The 22,336-nt window shown below is 36.7% G+C and carries 17 protein-coding genes; 11 read left to right on the top strand and 6 right to left on the bottom strand.

All coding sequences use genetic code 11. The features are described from left to right. Positions 1–204: 204 nt before the first annotated feature. Both ACFFIT_RS10600 and ACFFIT_RS10595 read left to right on the top strand, forming a co-directional pair. Positions 205–993 carry a cytochrome C assembly family protein gene (locus ACFFIT_RS10600; protein ID WP_385877641.1) on the top strand — a complete coding sequence of 263 codons (789 nt, stop codon included), beginning with the start codon at positions 205–207 and terminating at the stop codon, positions 991–993. A 13-nt stretch (positions 994–1,006) separates the two neighbouring features. Continuing rightward, the gene (locus tag ACFFIT_RS10595) at positions 1,007–2,263 is read left to right on the top strand and encodes a CNNM domain-containing protein (RefSeq protein ID WP_385877639.1); all 1,257 of its coding nucleotides are present in this window, start codon (positions 1,007–1,009) and stop codon (positions 2,261–2,263) included. 76 nt (positions 2,264–2,339) lie between these two features. Here ACFFIT_RS10595 and recR read toward each other — a convergent pair whose 3' ends face one another. The 4 genes from recR to apt all read right to left on the bottom strand — a co-directional run bounded on the left by recR (position 2,340) and on the right by apt (position 6,496). Beyond that, positions 2,340–2,948: a recombination mediator RecR gene (gene recR / locus ACFFIT_RS10590; RefSeq protein ID WP_385877638.1), complete on the bottom strand. Its 609-nt coding sequence runs from the start codon at positions 2,946–2,948 to the stop codon at positions 2,340–2,342. Positions 2,949–2,986: 38 nt separating this feature from the next. After that, the gene (locus tag ACFFIT_RS10585) at positions 2,987–3,316 is read right to left on the bottom strand and encodes a YbaB/EbfC family nucleoid-associated protein (RefSeq protein ID WP_385877637.1); all 330 of its coding nucleotides are present in this window, start codon (positions 3,314–3,316) and stop codon (positions 2,987–2,989) included. A 303-nt stretch (positions 3,317–3,619) separates the two neighbouring features. Then, positions 3,620–5,875 (bottom strand): DNA polymerase III subunit gamma/tau, encoded by a 2,256-nt coding sequence (gene dnaX / locus ACFFIT_RS10580; RefSeq protein ID WP_385877636.1) that lies wholly within the window; start codon positions 5,873–5,875, stop codon positions 3,620–3,622. A gap of 75 nt (positions 5,876–5,950) precedes the next feature. Continuing rightward, positions 5,951–6,496: an adenine phosphoribosyltransferase gene (apt, locus tag ACFFIT_RS10575; RefSeq protein ID WP_385877635.1), complete on the bottom strand. Its 546-nt coding sequence runs from the start codon at positions 6,494–6,496 to the stop codon at positions 5,951–5,953. 749 nt (positions 6,497–7,245) lie between these two features. Here apt and ACFFIT_RS10570 point away from each other — a divergent pair. From ACFFIT_RS10570 to nqrF, 9 genes are all read left to right on the top strand, one after another. Then, entirely contained in the window at positions 7,246–8,508 is a 1,263-nt protein-coding gene (locus tag ACFFIT_RS10570; protein WP_385877634.1) for an efflux RND transporter periplasmic adaptor subunit, read from the top strand. Between the two features lie 135 nt (positions 8,509–8,643). Continuing rightward, on the top strand, positions 8,644–11,766 hold the full coding sequence (locus ACFFIT_RS10565) for an efflux RND transporter permease subunit (RefSeq protein WP_385877633.1): 3,123 nt from the start codon (positions 8,644–8,646) through the stop codon (positions 11,764–11,766). Positions 11,767–11,992: 226 nt separating this feature from the next. Beyond that, positions 11,993–12,790, top strand: a complete 798-nt coding sequence (locus tag ACFFIT_RS10560) for a phosphatase PAP2 family protein (RefSeq protein WP_385877632.1) — start codon at positions 11,993–11,995, stop codon at positions 12,788–12,790. 423 nt (positions 12,791–13,213) lie between these two features. Further along, positions 13,214–14,551, top strand: a complete 1,338-nt coding sequence (locus tag ACFFIT_RS10555) for a Na(+)-translocating NADH-quinone reductase subunit A (protein WP_385877631.1) — start codon at positions 13,214–13,216, stop codon at positions 14,549–14,551. 2 nt (positions 14,552–14,553) lie between these two features. Further along, the gene (locus ACFFIT_RS10550; RefSeq protein ID WP_385877630.1) at positions 14,554–15,717 is read left to right on the top strand and encodes an NADH:ubiquinone reductase (Na(+)-transporting) subunit B; all 1,164 of its coding nucleotides are present in this window, start codon (positions 14,554–14,556) and stop codon (positions 15,715–15,717) included. Continuing rightward, a complete protein-coding gene (locus ACFFIT_RS10545) occupies positions 15,710–16,543 on the top strand; it encodes a Na(+)-translocating NADH-quinone reductase subunit C (RefSeq protein ID WP_385877629.1) in 834 nt (277 codons plus the stop codon). The genes ACFFIT_RS10550 and ACFFIT_RS10545 overlap by 8 nt, the downstream gene beginning before the upstream one ends. Then, positions 16,543–17,223 (top strand): NADH:ubiquinone reductase (Na(+)-transporting) subunit D, encoded by a 681-nt coding sequence (locus tag ACFFIT_RS10540; RefSeq protein ID WP_385877628.1) that lies wholly within the window; start codon positions 16,543–16,545, stop codon positions 17,221–17,223. Before ACFFIT_RS10545 ends, ACFFIT_RS10540 begins: the two co-directional genes overlap by 1 nt. A gap of 2 nt (positions 17,224–17,225) precedes the next feature. Further along, entirely contained in the window at positions 17,226–17,834 is a 609-nt protein-coding gene (gene nqrE, locus ACFFIT_RS10535; protein WP_385877627.1) for an NADH:ubiquinone reductase (Na(+)-transporting) subunit E, read from the top strand. A gap of 10 nt (positions 17,835–17,844) precedes the next feature. After that, the gene (gene nqrF, locus ACFFIT_RS10530) at positions 17,845–19,068 is read left to right on the top strand and encodes an NADH:ubiquinone reductase (Na(+)-transporting) subunit F (protein ID WP_385877626.1); all 1,224 of its coding nucleotides are present in this window, start codon (positions 17,845–17,847) and stop codon (positions 19,066–19,068) included. 827 nt (positions 19,069–19,895) lie between these two features. Here nqrF and lptG read toward each other — a convergent pair. Together lptG and lptF are read right to left on the bottom strand one after the other, a co-directional pair. Next, entirely contained in the window at positions 19,896–20,975 is a 1,080-nt protein-coding gene (gene lptG, locus ACFFIT_RS10525) for an LPS export ABC transporter permease LptG (RefSeq protein ID WP_385877625.1), read from the bottom strand. Beyond that, complete coding sequence (lptF, locus tag ACFFIT_RS10520; protein ID WP_385877624.1) at positions 20,975–22,078, bottom strand: LPS export ABC transporter permease LptF; 1,104 nt, start codon at positions 22,076–22,078, stop codon at positions 20,975–20,977. Before lptF ends, lptG begins: the two co-directional genes overlap by 1 nt. Positions 22,079–22,336 lie beyond the last annotated feature (258 nt).

Genomic DNA, 22,336 nt, shown 5'->3' with positions numbered 1-22,336 from the left:
AAATCTAACTGACTTAAAACTAAATTAGTACTTAAAACTAAGTCAAAGATAAAATCAAAAGTTAGATGATAAATAATTAAAATTAAAACACAAAAAGCCCTGTAGAAATACAGGGCTTTTTGCGTTACAGCTACCAAAAAAAATGTTATGATAGAAGCTAACTAATTTAGTGCATATTTGTCTCTTTGGAGTCGATGAGTTTTAATGATGAGTTCTTATATAACTGCTATATCCTTGCTGGCTTACTTATTTAGTATTGGCCTGATATTACCCGCGATATTAAATCCTAAAAGCTATTATCGAAAGCTTCTCTTAATCACAGGCTCAATAGCATTAGTAAATCATGGGATCTATCTTCATGAGCGAATTGTATTACGTAGTGATAATATTGAGTTAGGACTTTTGAATATCGGTTCTTTTGTCAGTATCTTACTTTCGATAGCGGCTATATTTATCAGTGCAAAGGATAAAGGCTGGCAATTACTTCCAATTGCTTTTAGTTTTGCTCTAATTAATTTGATATTAACTGCTTTTTTCCCAGTGAGCTTTGTATTACATTTAGATGCTACACCTCTTTTGCTGATCCACATTGGTATGGCACTACTAGCGTACAGTACATTATTTATATGTGTCTTATACGCAACATTCTTAGGCTGGATAAATTACAGACTCAAACATAAAAATTTGCCCATGGGGAAACCCATCCCTCCACTCTTGCAAATTGAAAGACGCCTGCTGAATTTGATTTATGTAGGACTAGGATTTTTAACTATCACTCTTTTTGTTGGATTTGTATTTTTACCGGATCCATTTGGTCCACATAATGTACATAAAACATTATTGGCAAGCACTGCTTGGTGTGTCTATTTTTGTCTTATCCTTGGACATCATTTCTTTGGATGGAGAGGGATTAGAGTAGTTAGAATTAATTATTTAGGTATAATTCTATTGTCCTTAGCTTATATAGGCAATCGTTTACTTATTGGATATTGAAGGAGGGACATAATTGGCTTTTTTATCAACTCCAGCAACATTTATTATCATCTTATTATTATTGCTCTTATCTGCTTTTTTCTCTTCTTCTGAAACCAGCATTCTATCAATTAATCGTTATCGATTAAAACATCTAGTCACTCAAAAACACAAAGGCGCTATCCGCGTTGAAAAATTATTACAAAGACCAGATGAACTCATCAGTATGCTGTTAATAGGAAATAATATCGTAAATATTTTAGCTTCGGTGTTATCTGCAGATTTAGGCCATAGACTTTCAGGGGACTTAGGCGTTGCGATAGCTACTGGTGTGTTAACATTCATTGTATTGCTATTTTCTGAGATAATCCCAAAGACTTTTGCTGCTGCTTATCCAGAAAAAATTGCCTTTCCTGCGAGCTTTATTTTGAGCCCTTTGCGTACCACTTTGCTTCCATTGATTATCTGCCTAAATGTAATGAGTAGAATTTTACTGAAAATATTAGGGATCAAAGAAGTCAGCATGGGAAGCAATGCTCTTACACCTGATGAATTAAAATCGATAGTTAATGAATCAGCTGAAGAGCTGCATGAGAAAGATCAATCCATGCTATTATCTGTCTTAGATTTAGATAAATTAACTGTAAGCGATGTGATGAAGCCCCGGTATGAAGTTATAGGTATCGATATTAATAATGAGTGGAAGGTAATTTTAAAGCAATTAACACATTCACCTCACGGTAGAATCATTTTATATCGTGATTCTTTAGACGACGTAATCGGTATTTTGAGAGTAAGGGAAGCATACCGTTTATTGGCTGAAAATGATTTTGATAAACCTTATTTGCTTAGGGCGGTAGATGAACCATATTTTATTCCGGAAAGTACTACACTTAAGCAACAATTAATTGAATTTCAGCAACAAAAGAAAAAATTAGGTTTGGTTGTGAATGAATATGGTGACATCACAGGATTAGTCGCTGTTGAAGATATTTTAGAAGAGATCATAGGTGAATATACGACTTCTATCTCGCCTTCTATTCAAGAAGAGGTAAAATCTCTAGGCAATGGTCTGTTGTTAATAGATGGTGGTGCCCATGTGAGAGAGATAAATAAAGTATATCATCTAGATTTACCGATAACTGAGGCAAAAACTATCAATGGATTAATTCTGGAGTATTTCGAATCTATTCCAGCAGTCGGAGAGATTATCGTTATTGCAAAATATGAGTTCATAGTCCAAGAAGTCGAAGATAATCGCGTGAAATGGGTTAAGATAGCTAAGAGATAAATTTTATTTATAGATGTTGTCTATAAAATATTCGCAATATTATCGCCTAGTTAAATAAGCTAAGCGATAAAAACTTTTAATTGTTAAGTATTTTAGTCCTTCCTACAAAAGAATGAGAAAGAGTGGTGCTGTCAACCATCTCTAAATCTCCACCCACAGGAATTCCATGAGCAATCCGACTTGCAGTGACATCACACTCTAAACAAATTTGTGCTATATAATTAGCAGTAACTTCCCCTTCAATTGTAGGGTTTGTCGCTAAAATAACTTCAGTAATCTCTTCTTCTATTAACCGCTTAGCCAGCTTATCTAATCCTAATTCTTTGGGCCCTATACCATCAAGTGGTGATAAATGACCCATGAGTACAAAATAGCGCCCTGAAAATTGCCCAGTTTGCTCAATAGCATGAATGTCTGCTGGCGTTTCAACAATGCACAGTGTCTTGTTTGATTGTCGCTTAACGCTGGCACAAATATGGCACTGAGTTGATTCAGTAAATGTATTGCAATCAATACAATGGCCAATCTCATCCATCGCTTGAGATAAAACATTTGCTAAATTCAGTCCACCTCGTCTATCGCGTTGCAATAAATGAAATGCCATTCGTTGAGATGACTTAGGCCCAACACCAGGTAGGCATTGTAATGCTTGCATCAGATTTTCTAAAAGTACGCTTGTTTGCATATTATCTATTAGGTTAGGACACGTAAATGTTTAATTGATTAAAATGGAAATTTCATACCAGGAGGTAATTGCATTCCACCTGAAATACTCGCCATTTTTTCTTTTTGTGTTTCTTCAACTCTTCTTGCTGCATCATTGATAGCTGCTGCAATCAGATCTTCTAGCATTTCTTTATCGTCTTCCATTAAGCTTGGATCAATTTCTACACGCTTGCAATTATGCGCGCCATTGATTGTTACTTTGACCATGCCTGCACCAGATTCGCCTGTGACTTCTAATTGCGCGATTTCTTCTTGCATTTTTTGCATTTTTTCTTGCATTTGTTGTGCTTGCTTTAATAAACCACCCATTCCTGCTTTACCAAACATAGTGTTCTCCTTAGTAATATATATTAATGTTATTTAGTGATAATTTTAAGATTGTCAATTAAGGTAGGTAGACTGTTACTGTTTATTCAAAAATTAAATATTCAAATGTGTTTTGGCACACTCTTACAAAGAGGGTTTAAGCGAATAAACAGACGAAAATGAATACCATCTAAAATAATCAAATCCTACTTGTCGCTCTTTTCACATGGGTGTAATACTATCATTTTTTATACTTAAAAAGTATAGCTTACAAAAAATAATGAATTTCAAAGGCAAAATTCTAATCATTTGTTTTTGCAACACTCAAGCTATAGGTCTTATACTCTCCTCTTCTATATTAGCATCAAAGAAATTACAAAGTACTTTTAGCTGTGGATCGCCATGAATATGTTCCTTTGCTTCATTAAGAAGTTCTTTGTATATTTCTTGCCTTATTTCGAATGGGGTTATGTGAGTCTTATCATCTGAGTTATCCCAGCTTATCTCAATTCTTTCTTTATAAAATGCACTTAATTCATCGAGTATTTTTTGCTTTGCGCCATTATGAGCTAAATGTTGGTGGCTTGTACGATACGAAATTTTCACATGTTGCCCATTTTTTTCAAAAAAACTATTGAGAGCAAGTTGTTCAACCAATTTAGGTAGAGTTAATTCGTTTATCAGTTTCGCCCATGTATCCCTTTGCTGTGCCATCTCGATGAGTTTTTTTTGTACCTCAGGCGTTTTGTCTGTTTCAAATGAGTTTTTTAACTCTTTGATAGAGCTATTTAATAAGTCGCTATCCTCGATTTGTGAAGCCGTCCACTGATATTCGTCCGGTGTGTTTATCTCATCTTCATCCTCTATTTGGTTAATTAACTTTTGATGTACTGCAATCTTCTCATCTAAGGTGAGTTGTGCAGAAGCTTGCTGATTTTTGTGAGGAATATCTATTTTAGTGCCCGTAAACTGTATTTTGGATTGAGCGTCATTTGACAGATTCTTATTTAGCTTAGAGTCATCGATTAATTCATTTGCTGTTTTTGATGCATGCAACGACTCAATAGATCGATCTTCGGACTCTGAGGTAGGTATAGACTGAGCAACCTGCTCAGTCCTTAAGGACTTTTTTTCTTCAGAACCTCTAGCATGGGCTTGTTTTATTTTTTCTCTTGCTCTCAATAAGTGCTCTGTAGGGGAGAGAGTGATTTTTTCTGTTTCTGCTATTGAAGGATCTTGAGGAGAACTTGCCGTGTTGGGATCCATCACAATGTTCACTTCATTTAATAAATGAGCACCAGATGAAATCTCAGTAGGGGGAGGAGAATGGTTTGTTATAGGTACTGGAGTATAACTACCAGGGGAGTTTCTAAGCTCAGGACTATGAGTCGATTGTATGCTTGGTGAAAAATCTATTGCTTGTTTATTAACAGAACTATTTTGGGTTAAATTGCTCGTACCCTCAGAATTTTTGACTTCTTGTTTCGGTATTTTATGCGGATGAAAGGCTAATGCCCGCAGTAAAGTCATTTCTACCCCCATTTTAGGATCTGGTGCATAGGGTAACTCTTTTTGTCCTAAAATCATGATTTGATAAAATATTTGTAAATCAGTTGGGGTTACTATCCTTGCTAAGTCTTTTAGCTTCATTTCATGGTGAGCGTAGTGCGGTTCAAGTGCAGAGGGAATCATTTGAATCAATGCAATTTGATGCAAAATTGAGGTGATTTCAAGTAGCGCTTCGCGCCAAGAGTTGCCTTTTTCATTAATTAAACGAATTTGCTCAAACAGCTCTATTGTGTTACCTCGAATTAAAGCATCAACAATCGCAATAGGCTGTTCTTCATCTAACATGCCAAGCATGTTAATAACAGCATCAGCAAGTACCTGGTTCTCTCCACTAGCAATCGCCTGATCCGTTAAGCTAAGTGCATCACGCATACTGCCTTCAGCAGCTCGAGCTAATAGCTGAAGCGCTTTTATATCAAACGGTATTTTTTCTTCTGTTAGTATATAACTCAGCTGTTCGGTAATTTGCCCAATGTCCATCGCCCTAAGATTGAATTGTAAGCAGCGTGATAGAATGGTGATAGGTAATTTTTGTGGATCAGTAGTCGCAAGTAAAAATTTTACATGCTCAGGTGGTTCTTCGAGCGTTTTTAAAAGTGCATTAAAGCTATGCTTTGACAGCATATGCACTTCATCTATAAGATAAACTTTAAATCGTCCTTTCACTGGTGCATATTGGATGTTTTCCAATAATTCTCTTGTATCTTCAACTTTAGTTCTAGAAGCAGCATCGATTTCTAATAAATCAACAAAACGTCCTTTTTCTATTTCTTTGCAATTTTGGCATATACCACAAGGTGTATCCGTAACGCCTTTTTCACAGTTTAAACCCTTAGCAAGAAGTCTAGCAATACTGGTTTTTCCAACACCTCTAGTACCTGAAAATAAATAAGCATGATGAACTCTGCCATGTTTAAGGCCATTAGCAAGTGCTTTAAGCACATGCACCTGCCCAACCACTTGTTCAAAAGTTTGTGGTCTCCATTTTCTTGCTAAGACTTGATAACTCACTGTGTATTCCTTAACTGCTTCATTAAATGAATAAAAAGTTCAAAAAATCGACATGTCAATATATAGAGAGATGAATTAATGACCTTCAAAATCAGTCAGACAATAGCAGTCTATGCCCTCTGATTCCAAACGCGCTAATCCACCTATGTCTGGTAAATTTATTACAAAAGCAGCACCCACTACTTCGGCGCCCGCTTTTTTTACAAGGTTGCTTGTTGCAACGACAGTACCACCGGTAGCAAGTAAATCATCGACAATTAATACTTTATCCTCAGGTGTAAGTGCATCGGTATGAATTTCTAATTTATCCGTTCCGTACTCAAGCACATACTCTTCGCTGAATGTTTCTCTGGGTAATTTACCAGGTTTACGTACTGGAATAAATGGTATTTTTAATGCTAAAGCCAAGGGGGCACCAAATAAAAAACCTCTAGCTTCTGCGCCAAGTATTTTGGTAATTCCTCGGTTTTTATAGTGTTCAAAAAAGAGATCTATCGTCAATTGATAAGCCTCAGGGTTTTCTAAAAGGCTAGTGATATCTCTAAACAAGATACCCTCTTTAGGATAGTTAGGTATTGTTTTAATGGTTGATTTAATGTAATCAAGCGACTGGCTAGGCATTTAGCATGTCTCCTAAACTGATTTAAAGTAATATTAGACGATAAAATATTGATGTTCCAAGTTATGGATAAATCAATAAGATAATCAAACGTGGCAATTAAAATACTATTTTCTCCACTCAATTATATAAATTTCTTTGATTAAAGCATAAGATGATAAATGTATAGCTATATTTCTTTAAATGCAATAAATACGTTGAAAAAAATAAAAAATACTTGAATTGGTGCGCAAATTTAATGCGTTAAAATAGGATAGCATTATTAAAGAATTCGATACTAACGCAATGAAACATTTGTATCCTACTTTGCTTACGTTATAATCTGGTGATATTTTGTGTTATTATAACTTAGGTAACTATCAATGAATTATTTAAAATCAATTCAATTGTAATGACTGACTATACATTAGGTGTACAGCTAATGTATAGTCAGAGCCTATTATTGTATACTAATGTTTTAACAATTTGCGGTATATTGAGTTGATCTCATTAAAACTAAAAGTATCTGTTTAAGAGTCAATAATCGTGATAAGCAACAAACTGAATGATTAAAGGACTAAACGTTAAATTATCTTTATTAGAACCTGATAAATGGTTAGTTTATATCTAATAGAGAGTTGTTAGTTAATAGAAATCGAGTAAAGTTTTTGTATTAGCCGAATAAATTGATTCAGTCGGAATTCTCTCTTCATTTGAGGGAAATTATAGAAATAAATAGCATTCTTAATTTAAAAATAGTTGAGGCTAACACATGCGTGGTCATAGTAATTTTAAGCAATTAAAAAAAATAGTCTTCTTTTCAAGCGTGATTGGTGGTTCGCTACTTTTAGCAGGGTGTAACGGAGCAACGTGGTGTAATATAAAAGCAAGTCTAGGTTTCGGTTCTAAAGCAATCTGCCAACAACAAGAAAATCAAGCCAAAGGACCTGAAGTAGGTGTGTATACCTTAAAAGCACAATCATTTACACTTCAAAGTAACTTACCAGGTAGGGTGTTAGCTTATAGAACTGCTGAAATAAGACCTCAGGTGAGTGGGGTGCTTTTAAAAAAACATTTTGAGGAAGGAGCTGATGTAAAAGCAGGTACTTCTCTATATCAAATCGATCCTGCTCCATTTGAGGCTGCTGTCAGAAGTGCTGAAGGTAATTTAGCTGCAGCTAAAGCAAGCGCTGAAATTGCGAGTATCACTGTAAGCAGATTTCAATCTCTTCTAGCAAATAAATCTGTCAGTCGACAAGATTTTGATAGCGCTTTGGCCACTAAACGTCAAGCTGATGCCGCAGTGAAACAAGCAGAAGGTGCACTTGATAATGCAAAAATTAATTTAGATTACACCAAAGTGCTTGCACCTATAGATGGTAGAGTCGGGCGTTCTCATTTTACGGAAGGCGCATTAGTTAGCAGCTCTCAAACGCAAGCATTAGCAACAATCAATCAGTTAGATTCTGTGTATATAGATATTCCTCAGTCAAGTAGAGACTATCAATATCTTAGAAACAAAATTGCAGCAGGTGAACTTAAAGTAGCTGATGTGGTTAAAGTTTCTCTTAAATTAGAGAACGGCGATATCTATTCGCATACAGGTGAAGTCAGTTTTTCAGACATCAATGTCAATCCCTCTACAGGTGCTGTTGTTCTCAGGGCCATTTTCCCAAATCCTAATCAAACTTTATTACCCGGTATGTTTGTCAGTACTGTAATAGATGAAGGTGTAATTGAAAATGCAGTACTTATCCCCCAACAAGCTGTTTCCAGAACGCCATCGGGAGATGCGACAACGATTGTTGTCACCAAGGAAAATACTATAGAGCCTAGAGTCTTAAAAATTGATAGGGCTGAGGGAAACATGTGGCTTGTTGCTGAGGGCGTGAAAGCTGGAGAAAGGGTGTTGGTTTCAGGATTAGCAAACCTCAGGTTTCTAAATAAGGATAACCCGACTGTGACGGCTATTGAAGAGGATCCTAATGCACCTCCAACACAAGCGAAGAGTGAAGAAAAACCTAAAGAGTCTTAAGAGTCCTAAAAATATTTTTCACCTATAAGAATTTGCAGAGTAGTTAGTCTTATAACCCACATCGTTTAGACTTATGGGGTTCTAAGAATAAAACGATTAATCCGAATTATTTCATAATCATAGGATTTTAAAAGTATGTCTAGTTTTTTTATTGATCGTCCCATATTTGCTTGGGTTTTATCAATCATTACCATGCTCTTTGGCGCGTTGGCTGTCGTTAAATTACCTATTTCACAATATCCACCGATAGCTCCCCCTACTGTCAGTATTGAAGCGACTTATCCTGGTGCGGATGCGGTGACTGTTGAAAATACGGTAACTCAGTTGATAGAGCAAAACATGAATGGTCTGGATAACTTTTTGTATATGAGTTCAACCAGTGACTCTGCAGGTAACTCAGCGATTACTATTACATTTGAGAATGGCACAGACCCTGATATAGCACAAGTTCAAGTACAAAACCAGCTGCAAAGGGTTACTTCATTATTGCCTCAAGTAGTACAGCAACAGGGAATAAACGTCTCTAAATCAGGCGATAGTATGATGATGGTTGTTGGGTTTATCTCCGAAGATGGTAGTATGACTCAAGATGATATCTCTGATTTTATTAGCTCAAATGTTCAAGACCCACTGAGCCGTGTATCCGGTGTAGGTAATATCATTCAATTTGGTTCTCGTTATGCCATGAGAATTTGGCTTGATGCGGATAAACTTTATAGTTTTAACTTAACTACCCAAGATGTTCTCAATTCTATCAGAATTCAAAATAATCAAGTGGCGGCAGGTCAATTAGGTGGTACACCTGCTATTGAAGGCCAGCAGTTAAATGCACCGATACTAGTTCAATCCTTACTTCAAACACCAGAAGAGTTTGGTCGAATTATTTTAAAATCAGAAGCGGATGGTTCAAAAGTGACTCTTGCTGATGTTGCAAGGATAGAACTAGGCGGTGAAAACTATGCTATTTTAGCGAGATATAATGGTAGCCCTGCTTCAGGTGTTGGTGTCACTTTGGCCACTGGCGCTAATGCATTAGATACAGCTGCATTAGTTAAAGAAGAATTGGTGCGTTTAGAGCGAAATTTCCCGCCCAGTTTAAAAATTGTTTATCCTTATGACACAACGCCTTTTGTTAAATTATCAATAAAAGAAGTAACAAGAACACTAGTTGAAGCGATTATTTTAGTTATCATCGTAATGTACCTCTTTTTACAAAATGTCAGAGCAACTTTAGTGCCTACAATCGCTGTACCAGTGACATTACTTGGTACTTTTGCCGTGTTACAAGCATTTGGTTATAGCATTAATACTTTAACAATGTTTGCTATGGTACTTGCTATAGGGCTTCTGGTAGATGATGCGATTGTTGTGGTAGAAAATGTTGAGCGTATTATGCTTGAAGAAGGATTACCTCCAAGAGAAGCCACTAAAAAATCTATGGGACAAATTCAGGGACCTTTAATAGGGACTGCATTAGTAATTATAGCTGTATTTATGCCAATGATGTTTTTTGGAGGGGCGACAGGCGAGATATATAGGCAATTTGCATTAACTATCATAGCTTCCTATACAATTTCAACCTTTGTTGCACTTATCCTTTCGCCTGCAATGTGCGCTCTTTTACTTAAAAAACCTCAACATGTCGATTTTGCGACACAGCCTGGTTTTTTTGGTTGGTTTAATCGCGCATTTGAAAAAAATACTAACCACTATACTGGTAGTGTGGCAAGCATGGTACGCAAAGTGAAACGCTTTGGTGTGATTTATCTGGTATTACTAGGCCTTGGTTTTCTTATGTTCACGAATATTCCTAAAGACTTTTTACCTGAAGAAGATCAAGGGATCTTGATTGCTGGGGTGCAAATGCCTGCTGGGACTACCCAAGAATCAACGCAAAAAATATTAGAAGAAATTAACCACTATTTTGCTACTGAAGAAAAAGATAATATTGAATCAGTGTTTACAGTTAATGGGTTTGGTTTTTCTGGTCGTGGACAGAGTACCGGTTTGGTGTTTCTTCGTTTGAAAGATTGGAGTGAAAGGCGAGGTTCCGCTAATTCTGCCAGTGAAATTGCCAATAGAGCAAACGATGCGCTGAGTAAAATAAAAGCCCCTTTATTTATTTTCACCTCTGCGCCTCCTGCAATTATTGAACTTGGGAATGCGACAGGTTTTTCAATGGAATTGATGGATGTTAGTAATATTGGTACAGACAGACTGCGTGAAATAGAAGCTCAAATATCTCAACAGGCAAATGGCAGCGGACAGTTGCAAGAAGTTCGGGCCCAGTCATTACCTCCTGCACCACAATTTAAGCTCAATATTGACGAGCAGAAGGCTTTTGCCCTAGGAATTTCACTTGCTGATATTAATGCGACCCTTACAACCGTTCTTGCGAGTACCTATGTTAATGATTTTATTGATAGAGGAGATGTAAAACGAGTAATGGTTCAAGGTGAAGCACCACAAAGGATGTTACCGCAAGATATTAATCAGTGGTATGTTAGAAATAACCAAGGTGAGATGATCTCCTTTGCTGAGTTTTCAACGGCTAGCTGGCAAGTTGGACCCCAACGTTTAGAGCGTTTTAACGGTAATCCGTCCTTGAAAATTACTGGACAAGCTAATGGGGTCAGTTCTGGTCAAGCGATGGATTTAGTTGAAAGTATTGCCAATCAATTTGATGGCGTAGATGTAGCTTGGAGTGGTATGTCTTTTCAAGAACAAGCCTCAGGTAATCAGTTACCTGCCTTATTTGCCTTAGCAAGTATCATGGTTTTTCTCTGTTTAGCTGCACTTTACGAAAGCTGGTCTATTCCTTTTGCCGTTATGTTGTCTGTATTACTTGGTGTGCTAGGTGTGGTCGTCGCGGGATACTCAAGGGGGTTAAATAACGACGTTTACTTTATTGTGGCCCTTTTAACAACGATTGCACTGGCTGCAAAAAATGCAATTTTGATAGTCGATTTCGCTAAGGAGGGCATAGAGAAACATAATATGAAATTGTATGATGCAGTAGTAACCGCTGTAAAGATACGCTATCGCCCAATAATAATGACATCACTTGCTTTTATGCTTGGTGTTATTCCATTAGCTATCAGCTCAGGAGCTGGTGCAGGTGCTCAAAATGCAGTTGGTACTGCCGTACTAGGTGGGATGATAAGCTCTACTTTATTAGTTATATTTTTTGTTCCCGTATTTTTCGTTATTGTAAGATTAGTTTTCAATAAAAAAACAACAGAAACAAAAGAGGAGTAAATATTTTTGGTAGCTATGTTAATATATTAAATATTTTACCAATCAACTAAATAATAAAGGCGCATTATGCGCCTTTATTATTTAGTTGCTGCTTAATGAGTCGATATATACGCTTAAACAAAAACAAAAACAAAAAAAACATAACCTGTTTTAAGAAAAATGAAGTTTAGCAAGGACGATATTACATAAATTCACAACCATATATTAAGGAGCGGAAGGTGTTACTATGAGAATAACTCATTTAATGGAAAATCGATTGTATTTTAGTATTATTTTTACCTGTATCTTCATTACCCCTCTATTGGCTATCTTGTTCAATTTAGATTTTTCTTATTTTGTTAGCGAACAAGGAATGTATGGGAAAAGCCCTTTGAAATTTAATCAATATTTTCTCACTTTTCTATTTGTTATGACTGAAACGGTTAGTTTCCCTTATGGAGTATTGACTGGTAGCTTAGTTGTATTGACTGTCGGACGAATGCTTTTTTTTAATAAAAAACAAATAATAGGATTATTTGCGATTATCAGTTTGTGTATTTTAGTAGGACTGTCGATTAAAATGGGCATTAAGCAACTAACCTCTGAGCCAAGGCCTTATTTAATTTGGTTATCAATGATAAAGGATGGAATGCCCTTTGACTTGACAAGTTATTATGAACTAACGCGATCAAACAAAGAAGAAGTGCTCAAACATATCATTTACCAGCCTGCTCTTGAATCATGGAACATACCCCCCTATCTTGCAGAACACTGGATTATTGATAAATCTTATCGATTTCCTTCAGGGCACACTTTTTATGCCACTTTTTTTGCTTTTTTTAGTGCGTACATTTTACCGAAAAAAAACTATGGATTTGCTTTTTTATTGGGGGCTTGGGCGGTTATCGTTATGCTAAGTCGCTTATATCTGGGAATGCATATACCAATTGATTTAGTAGGCGGTGTAATAATTGCACTGCTAGCAACAACACTTGCAGCAATATTAGTGAAATTTTTCTTATTTCGCCCATTTTTTACATTATGACGCTATCTAATTACTCTATGAACAACTGAATCAGCATGATGTTAATGCTGATTATTGGGATTTTTATTCTTTTCCTTGATTGCAAATTGATTGAAAAAAATCAAAAAATCAAGCATAATTGTAATATAAATGCAAGATGGGTGAAGTTTTACATGGAATTGTAACGATTTTTTTGTGTTGTCTTCCCACAAATAATTATATAATTCACAACAATTAATTTCGATTTATAAAATCGTCCTATCTTCTGTTAATACGATTTTTTCCTAGAAATTTAGGGTTTAGCTGTCTTGGCCTAAATTTTCAGTATTTTGAGTGTCTCGCTCTAAGCAACATTATTTTGTGTTGCGCTATCGCGTTCAGGACTCATAGTCAGTTTCAGTCCTGAATAACATTGTAACTCCTGATTGCTTACAAAGGTTTTGTATGATCCGTATTTCAAAAGGCTTAGATATACCGATTGCTGGTGAACCGGTTCAATCGATTACTGAGAGCAAAACTGTCAAACAGCAAGCTCTTATAGGTTTTGATTATCCTGGACTTAAACCTTCATTTTTGGTTGAAGTAGGGCAAAGCGTCAAACAAGGGCAACCGCTCTTTTTTGATAAAAAAAATCCAGACATCATGTTCACTTCACCTGCTGCAGGTAAGGTGACTGCAATAAATCGTGGGGAAAAACGTATCTTTCAATCGATTGTAATAGAAGCGGAAACGCTAAATGATGACAATCAAATTACGTTTGAACCACTTAATGAATCAGCATCAGATGAAAATGTCCGTGCATTACTACAAAAGTCAGGTTTATGGACGGCATTTAGAACAAGACCTTACAGCAAAGTACCCGCTGTTGATGCAGTTCCTAACTCTATTTTTATTAATGCCATGGATACGCATCCATTAGCCGCGAATCCAAACATTATAATAAAAAAATACCAGAAAGAGTTTGATGCTGGAGTTAAGGTAATTGCCAAATTAGCCCCAGTGCACTTATGTCACAAATCTGATGAAAGCGTTACTGAACAAACCATTAGCAATGTAAAAACGCATCAATTTACAGGACCGCATCCTGCTGGATTAAGTGGTACACATATCCACTTTATCGATCCTGTTGGAATGAAAAAAGTGGTGTGGTCTATAAATTATCAAGATGTCATAGCGATAGGTAAGCTTGCTAATGAAGGAAACATTTGGGCTAATCGAGTGATCAGTTTAGCTGGGCCTGTAGTAAGCAAACCTAGATTGCTTGAAGTTCCTTTGGGTGCATGTATCAATGAAATCATTGATTCTGAAATAAGCCATGATTTAGCAAAAACACGCTTTATATCGGGTTCAATTTTAGGTGGACGTCATGCAAAAAATGCATTTGCGTTTCTTGGTCGATATCATTTGCAGATCAGTTGTATCGCAGAAGCTGAACACCCTGAATTTTTAGACTACATTCGTTTAACAGGTGAACGTTTTTCAGCGATGAACCTATTTTTTTCAAAATTATTTAAGAGAAAGCTCAATCTAACAACAAATACTGAGGGCGAACCACGCCATATGGTACCTTTTGGTAACTATGAGTTAGTTATGCCGCTTGATATCCTGCCTACTCAATTATTAAGATCTTTAATCATTGGCGACACCGATATGGCCCAGAAATTAGGATGTCTTGAATTAGATGAAGAAGACTTGGCACTTTGTAGCTATGTATGTGCGGGCAAATATGAATATGGCCCAATATTACGTGCACAATTGACACGCATAGAAGTGGAGGGGTAATTGTGAGTTTTTTAAAAGATCTAATTTATTCAAATGCGACTGAAAAGCATTTAAGAACTAAGACAACTGCTCATGTTAGAGATGGTGTAAGTCTTAAAAGAGCTATGTCATGGGTATGCCTTTGGACCCTTCCTGCCGTGTTATTTGCGTGGTGGAATGTGGGCTATCAAGCGAACTTAGTTTTACATGCAAATCCTCAGTTAATTGATATTCAAGATAACTGGCGCATTCCTTTACTACAAATGTTAGTTGGATTTGATCCTAGCAGCATCTTAGCTAATATGCTTCACGGAGCTATGTATTTTTTCCCTATTTTCGCCACAGCAATTGCGGTAGGTGGGATTATTGAAGTAAGTTTTGTTAAAATCCGTAATCATCTTCTTCATGAAGGATTTATGGTCAGTGCGACATTATTTACTTTAAGTGTCCCTCCAACCATTCCGTTATGGATGGTGGCAGTAGCTATTGCCTTTGGTGTGATTGTCGGTAAAGAAGTGTTCGGTGGAACAGGAATGAATTTTCTAAACCCTGCTTTGGTCGCTAGGGCATTTTTATTCTTTGCTTATCCATCTAGTATGACAGGCGATAGTATCTGGATTGCTGCGCAAGTTAATGAAACTGTTCAAGGATTTTCTGGGGCTACACCACTGGCTTTAGCTCAAATAGGTGGTGTAGAGGCCATTGAAGCTGCGAATTATACATGGCTCCAAGCATTTTTGGGCTATATGCCAGGTTCATTAGGTGAAACCAGTACATTGGCACTCGCTATTGGTGGTCTTGGGATCATTATTATGCGAATCGCATCTTGGCGAATTGTGCTCAGCGGCTTTGTTGGATTAATCGCTATGAGTTATATGTTTAATTGGATTGGTTCTGATACGAACCCATTATTTGCCATGCCTTGGTACTGGCATATGGTTCTAGGTGGTTTTGCATTAGGTATCTTCTTCATGGCCACCGATCCTGTGTCGGCATCTATGACAAATACAGGGAAGTTAATCTACGGATTTTTTATTGGTGCTTCTATTGTGTTCCTGCGTGTGCTAAACCCAAGCTTCCCTGAAAGCGTTATGTTAGCTATTTTACTAGGTAACTTAGTTGCGCCATTAATTGACTATTTTGTGATTAAAGCCAACATTAAACGTAGGAGTATCCGTAATGGCTAATGAAGAAAATCAAGTGCGTAAGGAAACACCGTTTACAATCATAAGAGCAGCATTCATTATTTGTCTTATCTGTTCTGTAATTGTATCTACGGCAGCTATTGTACTTAGCGATAAACAAGCTGAAAATAGAGCGATAGACAGACAGCGCAGTATACTTGTAGTTGCAAGACTTATCGGTGAAACTGAGCGTGTTACGGGTAATCAAATTAATGAACTATACAGTACTTTTGTGGTGCCTCGATTAGTTAATTTAAAAACAGGCCAGTTCACTGATGAAATGTCTATTGATAATTTTGACTCTTTGGCTTTAGCAAATAATCCAAATCAATCTATGGCTGTTGAGCCAAGCCAAGATATCGCTGGACTAGGCCGTATAGAAAATTTGAGTTTGGTTTATATTGTGAAAGATAAAAGCGGTCAATTGGATAAAATCATTTTACCTATGCGAGGTCCTGGACTTTGGGGACAAATTTACGGTTTTCTCGCGGTAGATGGTAATTTGAATGAAGCTTCTAATATTATTTTTTACAAACACGCTGAAACTCCAGGTTTAGGTGGTGAAATTGATAATATCCTGTGGCGTCAGCAATGGAATGGTGTGATGTTATTTAATGAACAAGGAGATGTTGTTGTTGAAGTTGTCAAACAGCGTGATCCAAATTCAGCAGTAGCTAACCAACAAATTCAAGGCTTAGCAGGTGCAACACTGACCAGTCAAGGCGTAAATAACTTTGTAAGATTCTGGTTAGGTGAGGCGGCCTTTGGACCCTTCATCAATCAATTAAGAACCATGAGTCCTGAAGAAATTGTGAAAGGAGTGAACTAATGGCTGCAAATTCACAAAAACCTACAGTATCTGGTGTAATTACTTCACCAATCGTTAATAATAATCCTATAGGTTTACAAATATTAGGAATATGTTCGGCACTTGCTGTTACATCCAATCTACAAACGGCAATGGTTATGTCTATGGCGCTCACGACTGTGGTCGCTTTTTCTAGTTTTTTTATATCATTAATTAGAAACTTTATTCCAAATTCAATCCGTATGATAGTACAGATGGTGATTATCGGGACATTGGTTATTGTTGTTGATCAGATTTTACAAGCTTATGCTTTTGAAGTGTCTCGGCAACTCTCTGTATTTGTTGGACTTATCATTACAAACTGTATTGTGATGGGCCGAGCAGAGGCATTTGCGATGTCAAATCCTCCTGTTATGTCATTTTTGGACGGACTAGGAAATGGATTGGGTTATAGTGCAATGTTATTTGTTGTCGGAGCTATTCGTGAATTCTTTGGACGAGGAAGTCTATTTAATTTCACTATCCTATCTCCTGTTAATGAAGGCGGGTGGTACATCACTAACGGCTTAATGCTTTTGCCACCTTCTGCATTTTTCATCATAGGCCTGGTGATTTGGCTTCTTAGAACCTTCAAGAAAAATCAAGTGGAAGAAAATCAGTTCCCGCTTGCATCACAGACTTCAGGTCAAGAGGGACAATAATCATGGAACATTATATCAGTTTGTTTGTAAGAGCAATATTCGTTGAAAACCTAGCTCTTTCTTTTTTCTTAGGTATGTGTACTTTTATTGCGGTCTCTAAAAAAGTTGAAACTGCATTAGGCTTAGGTATTGCGGTTGTCGTTGTTCAATCTATTACTATTCCAATCAATAACCTTATCTTTAATCATGTATTGAAGGAAGGAGCTTTAGCATGGGCAGGGTATCCAGAGATTGACTTAAGTTTCTTGGGGTTACTTGTCTATATAGGTGTGATTGCGACATTGGTTCAAATACTGGAAATGTTGTTGGATAAATTTTTCCCTAGTTTATATAACGCCTTAGGTATTTTCTTACCTCTTTTAACCGTAAACTGTGCCATCATGGGTGGAGCCTTATTTATGGTTGAACGTCGTTATGACTTTACCGAAAGTGTGGTGTTTGGTGTTGGTTCTGGTTTGTCGTGGGCCCTTGCTATTGTATTACTTGCCGCTATACGTGAGAAATTAAAATATAGTGATCCTCCCGCAGGTATCCGTGGACTAGGCTTAACTTTTATTACCATAGGTCTGATGTCATTAGGTTTCATGGTTTTATCAGGCGTACAAATCTAAGGAGAATACTATGTTAAGCAGTTTAATTGTTGCGGTGGTTGTTTTTCTCATTTTATTACTTTCAATGGTAATAATCACTCTAGTTGCCCGTTCGAAATTGGTGCAAAGTGGGGATGTCAGTATTACTATTAATGATGAAAAAACCATTACAGTACCTGCTGGCGGGAAATTATTACAAACGTTAGCAAGCCAAAATATATTTTTATCCTCAGCATGTGGTGGGGGTGGGACTTGTGCCCAGTGTCGCTGTGTGGTTAAGTCAGGTGGTGGAGAAATTCTTCCGACGGAAGAGGGCTCTTTTACAAAGCATGAAATCAGAGAAGGATACCGCCTTTCTTGTCAAACTGCAGTAAAACAGGATATGAGCATTCAAATTCCTGAAGAAGTATTTGGTGTAAAAAAATGGGAGTGTACAGTCGTATCTAATCCGAATGTGGCTACGTTCATTAAAGAGCTCACTTTAGCTCTGCCTGAGGGAGAGGATGTTGCTTTCAGAGCAGGTGGTTATGTGCAGTTAGAATGCCCCCCTCATGTGGTCAAATATGAAGATTTTGATATTGAAGAAGAGTATCGTGGTGATTGGGATAAATTTAGTTTGTGGCGTTTTGTTTCTACAGTTGAAGAGCCCGTAATAAGAGCCTATTCAATGGCGAATTATCCTGATGAAAAAGGTTTAGTTAAATTCAATATTCGTATCGCAACCCCTCCTCCAGGAAAAGATACTGTTCCTCCTGGCCAGATGTCCTCTTGGGTATTTAATTTAAAACCTGGTGATAAGGTAACTGTTTATGGGCCTTTTGGTGAATTCTTTGTGAAAGAAACCCAAGCTGAGATGGTATTTGTTGGTGGAGGTGCGGGTATGGCGCCTATGCGTTCAATGATTTTTGATCAATTAAAACGCTTATCAACTGATAGGAAAGTCACATTTTGGTATGGTGCTCGTTCTTTACGTGAAGCATTCTATGTTGATGAATTTGATAAACTACAAGAAGAAAATCCTAACTTTAAATGGCATCTTGCTTTGTCTGAGCCATTACCAGAAGATAACTGGAAAGGAATGACAGGATTTATTCATAATGTTCTTTATGACAACTATCTCAAAGCACATTCAGCTCCTGAAGACTGTGAGTTCTATATGTGTGGACCACCTATGATGAATGCATCAGTTATTAAAATGTTACATGATTTAGGTGTAGAAGATGAAAACATTATGCTAGATGACTTTGGGGGATGATAAAACCACTCATTTAGAGTAAATTTAAAAAGCCAGAGTAATCTGGCTTTTTCTTAGGTGTGAAGAGTTAATAATACGGTAAACACAACTATTGTTAAAATTATATCCTCTAAAATGAACTTAATCTCAATCCAATGAGGATATTATTATGAATCTGACGACTGAAGATGAATTTACTCATGTAGTTGCTTTGAGGCGTCCTGATTTAACTCAAAGGCAATACTGGAACCGGAACTTTTACGATAGTGGCTAGGGCCGTTGATATTTTGGGATCAAACATTAAGTATATGTCAAGAGGTTAATAAATAATCTCTTGAAGTAAAAGTGTTGGGTAAAAGGTTAAAATAAGCCAGTTTGGGTTGTTTTATGGGTTAAATGCTATCTTTGAAATAAAATTCAACATTATAAGGTAATTTTAACGGTCTCTATAAAGAACAACTATCTTAACAAGTTCCGCACGTGTCATCGTATCAATTAGAGTTGTTCTTCTTTATTGTCTATTGTCAACAGGGTGGCTCAAACCTCTAGTAAGCTTCTTTCCATATCTTTGCCTAACATTTCATCTTTCAGTTCTTTTCAATTTACGGTTTAGGAAAATGGAACCAACATTTCTTCCCTGCAAGCAGTAGTAGCAGGCGGCTAAAAGCTTTAAATAGCATTGATTGCTTCATCACTTAAAATTGATTTAAGGATAGCTTGGTATAAAATTCCCTGCATGCATGAAGTATGATTTTTGGAGCACGCATCTTCAATTTGTTTTCTATATCTAGCCCATTCGGTCTAGTTAAGATAATTCTTTTCCAATACATTGTTACCAAGGATAGGCCTTAGTATTTTTTCTTAAGTAATAAATAAAGACTGAAACTTAAAAACAAAATGCTAGGCAAAATAGCTCCAAGAAATGGTGGGATTGAAAAAACTAGACTTATCCTGCCAAAGAGTTCATTGGTGACATAAAATAAGAATCCAAAAGATATTCCTGTAAGGATCCTTACACCCATAGGTACAGATCTTAAAGGACCAAAGATAAAAGACAGCGCCATGAGCATCATGACGACTACTGCAAAAGGAGCAAATACTTTTTGCCAAAAGGTTAACTGATAGGTTTTTGCTTCTTGTCCTGCTTCTTTTAAATAAGAAATGTAATTGTACAATTCAGAAAGAGAAAGAGCTTGACTAGATAAAGCGACAACCCCTAATTTATCTGGTGTTAATTGAGAATACCAATCAAGACTTTTTTCTCTTCTATTAGAGACTTGTTTCTCATCCTCGAGTTGGGTTATGTCGATTTGTTCAAGTTGCCAGCGCTCATTATCTGCATCAAAATTCGCTTTTTTTGCATGCATTAATTCAATCAGTTCTTTATTATCATTAAAGTTAAATATATTTACACCTGAGAGCATTTGAGGGTTATCAACACGGTTAATAAAAATAAAACTATTTTTGTCTCTTGCCCATAAGCTACCTTGAGTAGAAAGAAGATCTCCTCCATAAAGTTTTTGTGCCCTATAATTACGAGCAAATTGTTCAGACATAGGAGCAACCCACTCCCCGATCGCCATATTCATAAACATCAAAATAAGTGCTGTTTTTAAAACTGACTTGGCAATTTGTATTTTAGAAAAACCTGCGGCTTTCATCACAACAAGCTCACTTCGATTAGCAAGGTTGCCTAAGCCAAGTAATGCACCTAATAATGCCGCCATAGGGAAGAAAATCTCTAAGTCTCTAGGCAAAAGAGTTAATGTAACTAAAATAGCTGAAAAAGTATCATACTGGGCTTCACCAACGCGTCGTAATTGTTCAACAAATTTAATGACTCCATCAAGGGCTATTAAAGTAAAAAGCGTCATTAGGATGCTTGTTAAAATTGTTTTACCTATATATCTATCTAATACGCCAAACATTAGGCAACTCCTGATTTAGAAAAGAGTCTTTTAAGTAGAGGACTATGACGGTAATTTAACACCACACCGATTAGGAAATAGATGAAATTGACTCCCCAAACCCAAATGATAGGATTGATTGCATCTTTAGCCACATTCGTTTTAATCGAACTTTGAGCAAGAAAATAAATCAAGTAGAGTAATATTGCAGGAAGCATACTGACCACTCTGCCTTGCCTTGGATTCACCTCACTAAGAGGGATAACAATATAAGCCATCAAAAAGATAGCAGCCACTAGAGTCAGTCTCCAATGCAACTCAGCCTTAGCTTTGCTGTCAGTCCTTGTGAGCAATTCTTTAAACGTCAACTCATCAATAGGTACATTATCCTTTTTTACTTCATTAGGTGTGGTTGGCTGGCTAATAATTGCTTGATAGGTATCAAATGAAGTAATTCTAAATTCTGCTGATTTGGCTGTGCCTTCATAACGTTTACCTTCACGTAAAACCACTTCCTGAGAGTTATCATCATTTATTTTTAATTCTCCTTCAGAAGCAATAACTATGGATGGTTTTCTGTTATCTACTTGAGCCAATTGAGCTAGGAACACCCCTTCTAGGGTTTGCCCATTAATATCACTGACATAAATTACTGCACTTCTATCGGGCGTAGGTTGAAATTGGCCCTGGACTAATGCAGCAAGCGTAGGATTACTTTTTGCATTTTCAATCAGAGTTGTTTTATATTGTGCAGACCAGGGCAGAAAATAAGAAACATTTAATATTGCTGCAGTACCTGTTAATATAGCAAGCAAGGCCGCACTAAAAAGAACTCTTTTCGGTGACATGCCACATGCATATAATGCAGTTATTTCACTCTCAGTGTGCATTTTTCCTAACGCCATTAAAAGTGCTAAAAATAAGCTTAAAGGCAAAATAAGCTGAGCCATATCTGGCACGCCTAAGGCGAGCAGAGGAAAAATAAGATCGGCAGATACCTGCCCTTCGACAGCAGAGCCCAAGATACGTATCATACTTTGACTGAAGAAGATCAGTAATAATATGAGGAGTATAGAAATTTGTGTTTTAAAGATCTCTTTGATGAGATAGCGTACAATGATCACTAATCTGTTTGCCTTTAAATAATATTTTTTAATTATTCTCCCAGAACAGATGATTTGGGAACGATACAACAAACGCTAAGTATTTATTATACCGTGTTAGTTTGCAGTGTGACTAATTTTTTTATGTATATTGTAGTGGTGCCTCCTAAAAAATACAATAATTTGTCATTTAGAGGAGGTCACAGCTTTTGATTTCTACAGTCTAAAGTAAGAAGTATCGAGAAATAAGCTTTTTAGATGCGCGAAAAAGTTTAGATT

This window comes from Thorsellia kenyensis (assembly GCF_042432445.1).
Lineage (GTDB): Bacteria > Pseudomonadota > Gammaproteobacteria > Enterobacterales > Thorselliaceae > Thorsellia > Thorsellia kenyensis.
The sequence above is the reverse complement of the archived record's forward strand: the minus strand, read 5'-3'. Positions and strand labels throughout refer to the sequence as shown.

Excerpts from the sequence above, each read along its gene's own strand:
- ACFFIT_RS10600 (WP_385877641.1), top strand. The coding sequence starts at position 205 with ATGATGAGTTCTTATATAACTGCTATATCCTTGCTGGCTTACTTATTT.
- recR (WP_385877638.1), bottom strand. The coding sequence starts at position 2,948 with ATGCAAACAAGCGTACTTTTAGAAAATCTGATGCAAGCATTACAATGC.
- ACFFIT_RS10585 (WP_385877637.1), bottom strand. The coding sequence starts at position 3,316 with ATGTTTGGTAAAGCAGGAATGGGTGGTTTATTAAAGCAAGCACAACAA.
- apt (WP_385877635.1), bottom strand. The coding sequence starts at position 6,496 with ATGCCTAGCCAGTCGCTTGATTACATTAAATCAACCATTAAAACAATA.
- ACFFIT_RS10570 (WP_385877634.1), top strand. The coding sequence starts at position 7,246 with ATGCGTGGTCATAGTAATTTTAAGCAATTAAAAAAAATAGTCTTCTTT.
- ACFFIT_RS10565 (WP_385877633.1), top strand. The coding sequence starts at position 8,644 with ATGTCTAGTTTTTTTATTGATCGTCCCATATTTGCTTGGGTTTTATCA.
- ACFFIT_RS10560 (WP_385877632.1), top strand. The coding sequence starts at position 11,993 with ATGAGAATAACTCATTTAATGGAAAATCGATTGTATTTTAGTATTATT.
- ACFFIT_RS10555 (WP_385877631.1), top strand. The coding sequence starts at position 13,214 with ATGATCCGTATTTCAAAAGGCTTAGATATACCGATTGCTGGTGAACCG.
- ACFFIT_RS10545 (WP_385877629.1), top strand. The coding sequence starts at position 15,710 with ATGGCTAATGAAGAAAATCAAGTGCGTAAGGAAACACCGTTTACAATC.
- ACFFIT_RS10540 (WP_385877628.1), top strand. The coding sequence starts at position 16,543 with ATGGCTGCAAATTCACAAAAACCTACAGTATCTGGTGTAATTACTTCA.
- nqrE (WP_385877627.1), top strand. The coding sequence starts at position 17,226 with ATGGAACATTATATCAGTTTGTTTGTAAGAGCAATATTCGTTGAAAAC.
- nqrF (WP_385877626.1), top strand. The coding sequence starts at position 17,845 with ATGTTAAGCAGTTTAATTGTTGCGGTGGTTGTTTTTCTCATTTTATTA.
- lptG (WP_385877625.1), bottom strand. The coding sequence starts at position 20,975 with ATGTTTGGCGTATTAGATAGATATATAGGTAAAACAATTTTAACAAGC.